Genomic DNA, 12637 nt, shown 5'->3' with positions numbered 1-12637 from the left:
GTACTTAACAATACATTCTTTGATGGTGTAATGGTCATGGCAGATGATGCTGACCTAAAAGCAAACCGTTTACGTTTATTGGCTCAGTTGCGTAACTTGTTTACTGCTGTGGCTGATGTGAGTGTGTTGCAGGGTTAATTAGCTCGTTATTAAATAAAGGGATCTTCTATAGATCCCTTTATTTTTTTGAGTTAAACAAACTCTTTAATTTCTTCTATCTATAGTATCAATCTAAAGATCGTTGAATGATCTATAGCTTATTCGATAGGGCGCCTATTACCCCAATTCATCCACACCAGACTCCCCACAATAATTACTCCACCTAGTAACACCATCATTGATGGTTTTTCATTTAAGAAAAGCACTGCTAAACTCATCGCGACAATCGGTGAGCAATATAAAAAATTCGATGCAATCGTTAATGGCATATTTTTAAGTACATATCCCCACAGTACATAAGCCATCGCACTTGGAAAAATACCCAATAAAACAACCGACATATTGGCTTGCCAAGTAGCATGTAAAATTTCACTAGGCAAATGAGCACTATAAAATAGTAAAGGAATAGTCCCGAACCAGATGATGTAGCACATCATGCTCAATGCATCATAATTTAAGGCAAATTTTTTATATAAATTAAAGTACAGACCCCACGCAATTGCGGCTAAAACAATCAATAAACTATAAGGACTCGGTACACCAAAACCATGATCTCCACTAACCACTAACACGGCGCCGCCAAGTCCCAATAAAATACATAACCACTGTTTAAAACTGATTTTTTCTTTAAAAACTAAAACTGAAATAATAAAAGTAAATAAAGGAATGGATTGGCTTAAGATGCTGGATGCAACCGCAGTCACATATTGCTGCCCTGTATTTATGAGCAAATGATGTAGCGTTACAGAGAAAAATCCTAATACAGCAAGAGCAGGAACATCCTTCCAATTTAAAGGCTGAATGCCTTTTTTCATGACCAAAAGTAGTAAAAAAAACGATGCTATCAAAAAACGGAGCAAGGCAATATGCTGCGGTGTATATGAATGCAAGGCACTATGTACACCAATAGGTGAATAGCCCCAACAAAAAACGGTCACAGCAATACATAAATAGAGCTTAAAAGCTGGAGACTGGGTTTCGGCAGCAAGAGAAATTGCCATGTTAAATCTGCATTAGTGGAATAGAACACTTTCATCATATGCGCATGGATAGTTGAATAAAATTAACTTATATTGAGCTAAATATTCATTAAAAGTGAATGATAAAACATGGATATCGCTCAGTTAAAAATGTTCCAAACCGTGGTTGAATGCGGAACTATGGCTAAAGCCTCAATGCAACTGCATTGCGTACCATCCAACATCACAACACGCATTAAGCAGCTTGAAGAAGAACTCAGCGCACCGCTGTTTTACCGAGAAGGGAAAAGTTTAAAACTCACACCATCAGGAGAAATCTTTCTCGATTATTGCCATAAAATTTTAGCACTATGCGATGAAGCCAAACGGAGTATTCATCCTGATGCACCGCCCTCAGGTCCATTAAAAATTGGGGCGATTGAATCTTCAGCTACGACTCGCCTACCTAATTTGCTGGCGAAATACCATCAATGTTTTCCAGAAGTTTCCATTCAAATTATTACTGGCACATGGAAACAGCTATTACTCGATATTTCTCAGCATAAACTTGATGGTGCGATTGTCGCGGGTAATATTGATTTTCCAATGCTTAATAAACTCAGCATTTACCAAGAAGACATGGTCTTAATTGCATCTCACTCTTTGGGCGAAATTAATTGCCAAGAAGACCTGATTGGCAAAGAAATCTTTATGTGGACTGAAGGCTGTCCTTACCGTGCAGCCCTTGAAGAATGGCTTAAACTTAAGAATATCTCTCTTCCCATCACCAGCATTACCAGCTATGCCACTATTATTGGTTGTGTTAGTGCAGGTTCTGGCGTGGCTTTGGTGCCCAAGAGCATTTATGAGCAATATAAAAATTTAGCCCATATTCAAAGTTATAAGTTTGAATATCTGTCCTTTATGCAAAATCACTTTTTCTGGCACAAAAATGTGAGCAACCATAAAGCGAGAGACATGTTTATAGAATTGATTAAGACTGAATTTAGCTTATGAATCATTGCAATGATTGGTTTAACGCTATTAAATGATGATTTATCGTAATCAAATCGTATGGGTTTTATCTCATTGCAGTACAAGCTTTATTTTTAACAGTAAGATCACCACTTCATCTTTTGATTCTGGTTGGGGAGATTGATCCAAAATGAAAACCCTACAAATTTTATGTATTACGACCTCTATATTGGCTTCATCAACCTTATTTGCAGAAACAACACAGCCACAACAAGTTGTTGAAACAACACCTAAAACACAACCTTATGGTGACAACCCAAGCTTAGGTCGTGTATTACTGTATAAAACAGGAAAAGGCATACAAAATTTAGGAGACTCTATTCAAGGAGCTTCTGAAAAAACTTCAAATAAAATTAGCGAAAAGTGGAAAAATACCAAAGAGTTTACGGCTGAAAAAGCAGAAGTCGTTCAGCAAAAAGCAGATACCGCAAAAGCTTTTACCGAAACAAAAATAGATCAGGCGAAGCAAAATATTACCAGTAGTCGAAACGGTGAAAACATTCCGATAGAGCAAGGCGAGTTAAGCAAATCAAGCACAACAACTAACTAATTTGCTTGGACAGCGCGATAAATTCGCGCTTTTATAAATACATATATTCATCTAGAACTAATGATCATCCACTATAAAAAGCTAGGAATCTGCCTTATGAATAGTCACAAACTTCTCTTTTCCACCCTATGCTGCTTGGCATTAACTGCATGTGCAACTTCAGCACCTATCTCTCCTTATTCTCAGGCACAAGTTTTAGAGCAAGATACGAATATTGAAGCTTATCCATCAACGACAGGTAATGTAGCTAAACTTATTAAACAAGATAAGCAAGCTTGCATGATTGAGTTTACGGGATATTTAGGTGGTGGACATGTGACTGAACACTGGGTATTTAATGATAAAGGCCTAATTTCAGCTACATCGTTCACTCAACAATACCCTGATGAATCAGGCATATTAAATCAGGCAACAAACTCTACAACTAAAAGCTCAACCACTTTTAATATTCAAGATCCAGAAATTCAGAATAATTTCAAAAAACTCCAAAGCAACTTTAATCCTGCAAATTTAGCAAAATGTCATTAACTTTTTCATAAAAAACCCGTTGCAAAAGCTGCCCTTCGCAACGGGTTATAGCTATTTAAAAATTTCTTGGACTTAATTTAAAATTATAAATAAGCGATTTAATTAATGGTTAAACCATTTGTTGCTGCCAGTAAATCAATACGTGGGAAAACTAAGCCCGTTCTTGAGTCAGTAATTGGTTTACCTGTCGTTTTTAAACGGCTGATGGTTTGATCAATACTTTCTGTTGGACTTACGCTATTCGCTCGTAATAAAGCAATCGCACCTGCCACATGTGGTGTCGCTTGAGATGTACCACCCATGGTGTAGCCACCTGCCGTAATCATTGCTCCCGGTGCCAACAAAGTCACTAAGCTACCGCCATTACTAAAGCACGCCACTTTGTCTGCTGCTGTTGTCGGGTCAGAACATTTCACCGGATTCCCCCATGACACACCACCAATATTACTATCATAAACAGCCCCCACTCTTACGGCACCGGCAACACAGGCAGGAGATGAAATTCCATCTGAAAATGCATCATTACCTGAAGCTACAACCGGAACCACACCAGCAGCTCGTGCATTGGCAAATGCCGTTCCATAACTGCTATCGCTACACTCCGAGGTATATTTAACACCCGGTACACCAAGGCTTAAGTTAACTGCTTTAATATTGTAGGTTTGTGCATTATTTACAGCCCAGTTAATCCCCGCGAGAATATCACTATCATAAGCTGTGCTTACCCATTTACCTTGGGATCTGACCTTTCTAAAAACATCAATGCCTATAATTTTGGTCTTGGTCGCAACCTTAGACACAATGCCTGAAACATTACTCCCATGCCCATCATCATCTAAAACGCCATCATCTGGTGCACTATCAAATGAGTAAACAACGCGACAAGTATTTGATGGTGTGTTTACTGCCGTACAACCAAAATCAGAATGAAGATAATTCACCCCTGTATCAATCACTGCCACACTCGAGCCTTCACCAGTGAAACCATTGGTGTTTGCTTGTGGTTGATTAATCAAAGGTAAACTTTCATTGGTCGTAGTACGGTTAATACGGTTCGGATAAACCGCTTTAACATTCGGATCATTCAATAAAGTGACTAAAGCCTCGCGATTACTAATCCGATAAAAAGCTAAAGGCAAATTATTGTAGTCCCGAAGTAATTGAACACCACCAGCACGGTTAAACCTTGCCTGAATATTCTTTTTATTTGTAGCAATATAACTACGCCGTTCTAGACCGGAAGGCACACTCGCCGAAGGAATATTGTATTCAACAATTAAATCATTCGAATCATTATTGACTAAGGCATCCAAATCGATTTTGCCCTGAAATACTTTTTGTTTTGCTGCTTGATTTAATCGCTGCTTAGCACCTTTAGAATCTAAAGGAAGAGCGGATGCTGTTGTACTTAAAATCGTACATAGACCTAATAGAAATAACGTTTTACTTTGCATTATTTTTCTCCGTAGTTTTTCAACTAACAATTTGCTTATTTCGCTTTTATTTCATTTGCTGGATCTTTTTCTGGATCAATCGGTTGAATAGAAAGATCACTTTTCGTGTCATATAAAGGAACGGTATTAACTGCTACCGATTGAGAATGAGTTGAATGTTGAGATAGATTTTTAGGTTGGGTAGGCTCCTTAAGTTTTGAAAGAAAAGACGATGTATTTGGCTGTGGTGAATTCGACTCATGTAAAGCAGAATTGAACACATCAGCTGCACCGCTTGTGGGTTTAAAGTAGAAAACAACGGCGATTAAGCCGACTAATACAAGAAGGGAAGCAATAATTTTCATCTGTAAGATCTCTGTTTTTTTGTTTATAGACATCTATTTTTATTTTTGATTATTCGAAATAAAGTGTTATTTCTTTAGATATATTTCATGTGAAATTTACATTTCCTGAAATATATAACCATGAGAAAAGCTAAATTACCTTTTCCCGAATAAGCAAAAATACAGTTCTGCCCTGTACATTTATATTTCTGGCAGAATATGGTTCAAAAAAGTGCTAAAAAAGCACCCTATTCTCATAATAAGCAATTAGCATGCCGTTTCCTCTAATAAATAATGAGAACTACATCACATCTAGAGATATAGGCAAATAGCTTATGAATAATGATAAAAAATTTAGGAGATGGGAGTTAAAAAGCTGTAAGGGGGAAATAGGGCCAGCTTAATTAGAATAACTAAAAAATAAATGTTCTTTTTCACTTTATTATTAATTTTTATTAATCTTCACAATTTATCCCTAGTCTGTTTACTCAATGTAACACTGTTGTAACGTTTTGATGAAGTGAGTTCCCAAGCTCCTATTTCCTTAGCTATGATGCGATTGCGTTTATGAAATACCTCACTAAAGGGTATATTCTTTGAAGGATATCGCAATGAAAATGATGAAAACAGCTATCGTTACTGCAAGTGTTCTTGCTTCTGCCTCTATTTTTGCACAAAGTGCGGGCGTTAATGCAGGTGCTTCTGCTCAAGTAAATGTACAACCGGGTGGTCTTGTTAGTGGCGTAGCCAATACAGTCAAAAATACTGCACACACTGTAGGCAGCACAGCAAAGCATGCGGGCCATGTCGCTGCTGACACTACAGTTAAAGCAACTAAAAAAACAACAGGAAAAGTGACTGAACTTTCTTCTAAAGCTGCAACAGGTACTAAAAATGTAGCGGCTAAAGCTACAAATGGTACTAAGCATTTTGCTACCGAGGCAGTAACAGGTACTAAAGACGTAGCAACTAAAGCTGTAAACGGTACTAAAAATCTAGCAGTTGAAGCTAAAGCTGATACTAAAGCACGTGTTGATGCTGTAAAAACTAAAGTTGCTGAAAAACAAGCTGACCAAAAAGAATTTACTGCTGAAAAACAAGCTAATGCCCAAGCGCACGTAGATGCAGTAAAAACTCGTGTAGCTCAAAACCAAGCTGACCAAAAAGAATTTGTAGCTAACACTAAAGCTGATGCTCAAGCACAGTTAAATGCAGCTCAACCAGCACATGCTGTTAATGCTCAAACTGGTGTAAATGTTGGCGTAAACGTTGCTCCTGTTGGAATTAATGCAAACGCAAATGTAAATGCTGGTGCTGAAACTTCTACTCAAAAAGCTGAAAAGAAATCTTGGATTAAAGGCCTTTTCGGTACTAACTAATTTCTTACAAATAAAAAAGGGCAATCAATTGCCCTTTTTTATTTCTCTAAAATCAATGATTCAGTTTATTTCAGTTAAAACTAAACCCGCACGCAAACCAAGCTTCACATTTGGATTTGGAAATAAAATCCAGACCTGATCTTGCTCAACCACATAATTACCAGAAGGCTGAGTCGCAATGATTTCACCCTTGGTAAAAGTTGAAAAATTTGGGGCCTCAGCCGATAAATTCATCTGAAAATCTTCATCTTTTTTAATTAAAGAATCCGATACATTAAAGACCCGAATTTTTGTTTTATTGCGTGGTGGTAATGCTTGTTCAGAAACTACATTACGAATGACTTCGTCAATTGCAGCAAACTGACTCAGGTCATTTTGTCCAAATGGCAAGGCCTTGCCTAACTCTAAAGTTGCACTCGCAGCTTTAAAATTTTCACTGGTAAAATGTGTAAATGTTTTTCCGACCGCATTGTGATAAACCAAAGCATCTAAATCAGCTGCTTCAAGGCTCGCTTTCAAACCTGCATCATAAGCATGCGTTTGGTATGGAAATAAAGCAAAAGTAGGCAATAAAGAAGCACGAATTGCAGTGTGCAAATCATAGTGATAGCGTTTAGCCTCACTTGAGCTTTCCTGAAAGAAAGTCGTGACAACTTGCTCTAAAACCTCAGCACGCTTTGATTCTTCAGTCACAGGTAGATTTTTATATCCACCACAAAACATTCGATTTACATCATCATGCACATAGCGTTTGCCTTGACGCATTGCATAGGGGTTACCCAATACAAACAGCAACCTCACAGCAAGGTTTAAACGTCCTGCAAATAAATCTGTGCAAAGATGAGATAACAATTCAATTGGTGCTGTTTCATTACCATGTACTCCAGCTGACAGTACGACGGCTTTGTCGTACTGTGCGTTTGGCGTACATTCAAGAAGTCCTTCACCCAACCAACGCCAAGAAAAACTATCTTGTTTTCCTTCGCGGGTTTTAGGCTGCTCACCTTGTAAGGTTAATGCTAGAAAATCCTGCATGCCACCTCCTCACTATTTTTGGAAAGGATAAACCGAACCCAAACCTAAAATTTTGGTCAGTTCATCGAGCGCCATACGGCTTTCCATTAACAAATGCGGATCAGCTAAATCTTCTTGTGCTAAACGATCACGATAATGTTTATCTACCCATTGATTGAGTGTGCCAAACAATTGATCATTCATTAGTACTTTTGGATTTACAGCATTTAACTCAGTTTCGTTTAAAGCTACACGTAAACGTAAGCAAGCCGGACCACCACCATTACGCATACTTTCACGTAAGTCATATACCTGAATAGCATCAATTGGTGTACCCATTTGAATCATATCGTTCAAATAGCCCCACACTGCTGCATTTTGACGAGACTCTTCTGGTACAACAATAGTCATTCCACCATCTGGACGAGTCAAAATCTGGCTATTAAATAAATAGGTCGCTACAGCATCGTCAACCGTAACACGGTTTTCAGGAACTTCAATCGAGATAAAATCTTCACCGATACTTGCCATTTTTTGACGAATTTCAGCAAAAGCCTGATCTTGATTTAAGAATGCATGTTGATGATGGAATAAAACCTGTTGGTTACTTACCGCGATCACATCGTTATGGAATACACCCTGATCAATTACATCCGGATTTTGCTGAACAAAAACTGTATGTGCATCATCCAAACGGTGCAAACGTGCAATTGCTTCACTCGCCTCACGTGTCTGACGAGCTGGATAGCGTTTTGGTCCCGGTAAGCCATTATTTAAATGCTGCTGGCCATAAACAAAAACTTGAACACCGCGCTTAGCATAATCACCACCTAAACGATTGTGATTTGCTGCTCCTTCATCACCAAACAAAGCCACTTGTGGCAAAGCTTCATGATGAACAAAGTGACGTTCATTTTTAAAGATCGCTTGTAAAACCTGGCTGGTCGTTTCGGCTTCAATTGAACGGTGAAACTTATTGTTCAGATTCGCTGCGGTAAAATGCACTCGTTCGTCTTGGCTATCTGCCGAAGGTGAAACAGTTGCTGCATTTGCAGTCCACATCGGTGAAGCTGAGCTTAAAGATGATAATAGTTCTGGTGAATGACGCATTGCTTGAGCAATAACACTAATGTCATCTCCCGTAAAACCTAAACGGCGTAACATTGGAACATGTGGGCGCTCATGCGGGACAAGCACACCTTGTTTCATTCCCATGTCAGCTAAGGCTTTCATCTTTAGCAAACCCTGTTTAGCTGCTAATTTTGGATTCGAGGCGTTATTACGGTTTTTTGTCGATGCTTCATTACCAAAAGACAACCCCGCATAGTGATGCGTTGGCCCCACTAAACCATCGAAATTTACTTCATATCCTTTCATTTTTTTCTTTCCCTAGTGTTTAAGGCAACACAATCCCTGGAGATAATTTTTCTGGCAAGCTTAAGCTGTCACTTTCAAGTGAAGCCATCGGCCAAGCACAATAGTCAGCAGCGTAAAAAGCACTCGCGCGGTGATTACCTGAAGCCCCAACACCACCAAATGGTGCAGCACTTGAAGCACCAGTTAATGGCTTATTCCAATTCACAATACCTGCACGCGCTTCAATGAGTAAGTCATCAAACAGTTCACGCTTTGGAGAAACCAAACCAACCGACAAGCCAAAACGAGTTGCGTTAGCAATTTTTAATGCTTCTTCAAAGTTGTCATAACGTTGAATTGTCGTAAGTGGACCAAAATATTCTTCATCCGGAATATCTTTCACACCTGTAACATCAACAATACCCGGAGTGAGTAATGAGCTGTCTTGTTGTGGGCGCGTCATTGGTAATAAACTTTTTGCACCAAGCTCAAGTAACTTTTGTTGAGCATTCATCATGTTTGTTGCAGCAACCGATGAGATAACGCCGCCCATAAATGGTTGTTGTTCATCATTCCAACGACCAACTTTTAGGTTTTTAGCAACTTCAACAAAACGTTGAATAAATGCATCACCTTCATCACCATTTTTCACCAAGATGCGACGTGCACATGTACAACGCTGACCTGCCGAAACAAAAGCAGATTGAATAGCAAGATTCACTACTGCATCGACATCAACAATTTCATCAATAATCAACGCATTATTGCCGCCCATTTCAAGCGCAAGAATTTTTTCGGGTGCACCTGCCATTTGCTTATGCAAGTGGTAACCGGTGTTTGCACTTCCAGTAAACAATAAACCATCAATTTCATGTGAAGCAGCTAATGCTTCGCCCGTGGTACGACCACCTTGAACTAAGTTCATCACACCATTTGGCAGGCCAGCTTGCTGCCAAAGTTTTACAGTTTCTTCAGCAGTCCAAGGCGTTAATTCACTTGGTTTAAATACAACTGTGTTACCAGCCAACAAGGCAGGAACAATATGCCCATTGGGTAAATGGCCCGGGAAGTTATATGGCCCGAAAACTGCAAGCACACCATGCGGACGGTGACGTAAAGAGGCTACGCCATCGGCCATTTCAGTTGAGCTTTCGCCTGTACGCTGATGATAAGCACGAATTGAAATCGCAACCTTACCAATCATTGACTGAACTTCAGTTAAGGTTTCCCAAAATGGCTTGCTGGTTTCTTGGCTAATGACTTCTGCTAAATGCTTTTTATTTTCTTCAAGCAAAGCCGCAAATTTTTCAACAATTGCTACACGCTCTGCAAGTGGTAAACGTGCCCATGCTGGAAATGCAGTACGCGCTGCCTGACAAGCTTGCTCTACATCAGCAGCAGTTGCTTCTGTACCTGACCATACAGTTTGGTTATCAACTGGATTTGTTTTTTCAAATGTTGTGCCGTTGCCTTGTAACCAGACACCGTTTATAAATAAAGAGTTTGACATCAGGATACTTCCATTGGATTTAGTGATAACACACGAACAACGTGACCTTCTTGTACACCGAGTTTTTCAGCTTGTTCATGCGTTAAATTTATAGTGTTATCAACAAGATCAAGCTTCAACAACATTGCCTTATAGTCATGATAATTATCATTGGCAATGAGATATTGGGTCTTACCGACCGTAGCTTCACTTGTAATTTTGACGTTTAATAATTGACTTTCTTTTACTGCACGTAACTCATCAATATTGGCTTCAATCGTTGGTCCCGCATCAAAAATATCGACATATCCTTGATAACGTAAGCCTTCCGACTCAAGCACATGATAAGCAGGCAATGTTTGTGGATGCATTTTTCCAATCACCTCTTGCGCATCTTTTGGCAAGAGATCTACATAGACTGGAAAACGCGGCATAAGCTCTGCAATAAATACTTTTTGCCCGATTCCACTCAAATAGTCTGCTGTTGAGAAATCCATATTAAAGAAATGGTGACCAATCGCGTCCCAAAATGGAGAACATCCATTTTCGTCTGAGAAACCACGCATTTCAGCAATTAATTTTTTCTCGAAATATTGTTTAAAGGCAGCAATAAACATAAAACGGATTTTCGATAAGAATTTACCGTTTTGATTTTCACGACGCTCTGGATCTAAAAATAATGTACAGAGTTCGCTACTACCTGTTCTGTCATTACTTAAAAATAAAGTAGGTAGTGACTTATAAACATTTAATGCTTTTGAAGCGTGTACTTGAGTACCAACATGAAAGTTGTACCAAGGTTCAATGAGTCCTACAGCGACTTCAATTGCACTTAATCCAATAACACGTTGTGCTTCTGTATCTTCAAGAACAAACAGATAGCCTTGTTCACTTTTATGGACATTGCCATTTAAGGTATTGCGAGTACGTGAAATTCGAGCCGAAAGTGTATCCATATTTTGTGGCAAGGAAGTCAGGCCTACACCCGACTTACCCGCTAATTTATAAATATCTTCAAGGTCTCGAAACTCGGCATGACGGACGATCATCATGGCTAGCTTTCCTTTTTCTTATTTAGCCAACTTTGCCAATGCTCTTTTTAAACGAGCAATCCCTTCATCAATATCTTGTTCAGGAATAATCAGAGACGGTGTAAAACGAACTACATTCGGGCCTGCAATTAAAGCAAGTAAACCTTCTTCACCCGCCCAAGTCGTAATATCTTTCGCTTTCCCTGCATATTCAGCTTTTAATTCACAGCCAATCAATAAACCTTGTCCACGAATTTCTTCAAAAATCTGATGCTCAGCATTTAATTTATTTAATGCGTCAAGGAAATATTGATGACGGTGTTTTACACCTTCAAGTACTTCAGGCGTATTAATAAATTCAAATACTGCACCCGCAACCGCACTTGCTAGCGGGTTACCACCATAAGTCGTGCCATGTGTACCCACTGAAAAATGCGGAGCAAACTTATCGGTTGTTAACATTGCACCGACTGGAAAACCGCCGCCCAATGCTTTTGCAGTGGTTAACACATCTGGAATAACACCAGAGTTCATATAGGCATAAAGTGCACCGGTACGGCCAACACCCGTTTGTACTTCATCAAAAATCAGTAAAGCACCGAACTCATCACACAGCGCGCGTAAACCTTTTAAAAATTCAATGTCAGCAGGAATAACGCCTCCTTCACCTTGGATTGGCTCAACAATAACAGCACATGTTTGCTCATTGATCACTGCTTTTGCAGCTTCTAAATCATTAAAGGCAACATGGTTGATACCATTTGGAAGTGGTGCAAAGTCTTGTGAATATTTAGGTTGACCACCTGCTGAAACGGTAAATAAGGTACGACCGTGGAACGCATTGTTAAATGCAACGATGCCGCTTTTACCCTCAACACCACTGTCTAAACCAACTTTACGAGCTAGTTTTAGTGCGGCTTCATTGGCTTCTGCACCTGAGTTACAGAAGAATACTTTATCTGCAAAAGTGTTTTCGGTGAGTTGTTTTGCAAGACGTAGAACAGGTTCATTTGTATAACCGTTACCAACGTGCCAAAGTTTTGTTGCTTGTTCTGTTAAAGCATTTACTGCCACTGGATGCGCATGACCTAATGCGTTTACTGCAATCCCGCCTGCAAAATCGATATATTCTTTATTTTCTTGATCCCAAATACGTGAACCTTCACCACGTACCGGAATGAAATTTGCCGGTGCAAAAACTGGAACCATCCAGTCGTTAAAGTTGCTTCGAGTTACAGAAATTGGCTGTTCCATGCTTACCTCAGTATTTATTTAATATATTCGATAACACTTAAATTTGAATCATTGAGAAAAAGGGAGTGAGCAAATAAACCCTATAACATCCTTTATATTTGCTCAA

12 protein-coding genes and 1 pseudogene are annotated in these 12637 nt (G+C 39.2%); 5 read left to right on the top strand and 8 right to left on the bottom strand.

The window, feature by feature from the left end; genetic code table 11:
• Positions 1-12: 12 nt before the first annotated feature.
• Positions 13-138: pseudogene (locus tag POD11_RS13695) on the top strand (hypothetical protein); the annotation flags it as partial.
• A gap of 119 nt (positions 139-257) precedes the next feature.
• Here the strand turns inward: POD11_RS13695 and POD11_RS13690 are convergent.
• Positions 258-1160 carry a DMT family transporter gene (locus tag POD11_RS13690; RefSeq protein ID WP_262457535.1) on the bottom strand — a complete coding sequence of 301 codons (903 nt, stop codon included), beginning with the start codon at positions 1158-1160 and terminating at the stop codon, positions 258-260.
• Between the two features lie 108 nt (positions 1161-1268).
• Between POD11_RS13690 and POD11_RS13685 the strand changes: the two genes are divergently transcribed.
• From POD11_RS13685 to POD11_RS13675, 3 genes are all read left to right on the top strand, one after another.
• Positions 1269-2135, top strand: coding sequence for a LysR family transcriptional regulator (locus POD11_RS13685; protein ID WP_262457534.1), 867 nt, complete (start codon positions 1269-1271; stop codon positions 2133-2135).
• A 148-nt stretch (positions 2136-2283) separates the two neighbouring features.
• Positions 2284-2703 (top strand): hypothetical protein, encoded by a 420-nt coding sequence (locus POD11_RS13680; RefSeq protein ID WP_262457533.1) that lies wholly within the window; start codon positions 2284-2286, stop codon positions 2701-2703.
• Between the two features lie 96 nt (positions 2704-2799).
• Positions 2800-3231, top strand: coding sequence for a hypothetical protein (locus tag POD11_RS13675; RefSeq protein WP_016142936.1), 432 nt, complete (start codon positions 2800-2802; stop codon positions 3229-3231).
• A gap of 98 nt (positions 3232-3329) precedes the next feature.
• Here POD11_RS13675 and POD11_RS13670 read toward each other — a convergent pair whose 3' ends face one another.
• Complete coding sequence (locus POD11_RS13670) at positions 3330-4685, bottom strand: S8 family peptidase (protein WP_262457532.1); 1356 nt, start codon at positions 4683-4685, stop codon at positions 3330-3332.
• 35 nt (positions 4686-4720) lie between these two features.
• On the bottom strand, positions 4721-5029 hold the full coding sequence (locus POD11_RS13665) for a hypothetical protein (protein WP_262457530.1): 309 nt from the start codon (positions 5027-5029) through the stop codon (positions 4721-4723).
• Positions 5030-5619: 590 nt separating this feature from the next.
• Here POD11_RS13665 and POD11_RS13660 point away from each other — a divergent pair.
• Positions 5620-6387 carry a hypothetical protein gene (locus POD11_RS13660; RefSeq protein WP_262457528.1) on the top strand — a complete coding sequence of 256 codons (768 nt, stop codon included), beginning with the start codon at positions 5620-5622 and terminating at the stop codon, positions 6385-6387.
• 60 nt (positions 6388-6447) lie between these two features.
• Here POD11_RS13660 and astE read toward each other — a convergent pair whose 3' ends face one another.
• Genes astE through POD11_RS13635 form a run of 5 tightly spaced genes read right to left on the bottom strand, consistent with a single transcriptional unit; the run spans position 6448 to position 12531 of the window.
• Complete coding sequence (gene astE / locus POD11_RS13655; RefSeq protein ID WP_262457527.1) at positions 6448-7422, bottom strand: succinylglutamate desuccinylase; 975 nt, start codon at positions 7420-7422, stop codon at positions 6448-6450.
• 12 nt (positions 7423-7434) lie between these two features.
• The gene (gene astB, locus POD11_RS13650) at positions 7435-8778 is read right to left on the bottom strand and encodes an N-succinylarginine dihydrolase (RefSeq protein WP_262457526.1); all 1344 of its coding nucleotides are present in this window, start codon (positions 8776-8778) and stop codon (positions 7435-7437) included.
• Positions 8779-8797: 19 nt separating this feature from the next.
• On the bottom strand, positions 8798-10267 hold the full coding sequence (astD, locus tag POD11_RS13645) for a succinylglutamate-semialdehyde dehydrogenase (RefSeq protein WP_262457525.1): 1470 nt from the start codon (positions 10265-10267) through the stop codon (positions 8798-8800).
• A complete protein-coding gene (astA, locus tag POD11_RS13640; protein ID WP_016142929.1) occupies positions 10267-11298 on the bottom strand; it encodes an arginine N-succinyltransferase in 1032 nt (343 codons plus the stop codon). The genes astD and astA overlap by 1 nt, the downstream gene beginning before the upstream one ends.
• A gap of 18 nt (positions 11299-11316) precedes the next feature.
• The gene (locus tag POD11_RS13635; RefSeq protein WP_262457523.1) at positions 11317-12531 is read right to left on the bottom strand and encodes an aspartate aminotransferase family protein; all 1215 of its coding nucleotides are present in this window, start codon (positions 12529-12531) and stop codon (positions 11317-11319) included.
• Positions 12532-12637 lie beyond the last annotated feature (106 nt).

This window comes from Acinetobacter sp. P1(2023) (assembly GCF_028367635.1).
GTDB classification, from domain to species: Bacteria; Pseudomonadota; Gammaproteobacteria; order Pseudomonadales; family Moraxellaceae; genus Acinetobacter; species Acinetobacter pittii_E.
Note: the sequence above shows the minus strand (reverse complement) of the source record. Positions and strands in the feature narration are given on the sequence as shown.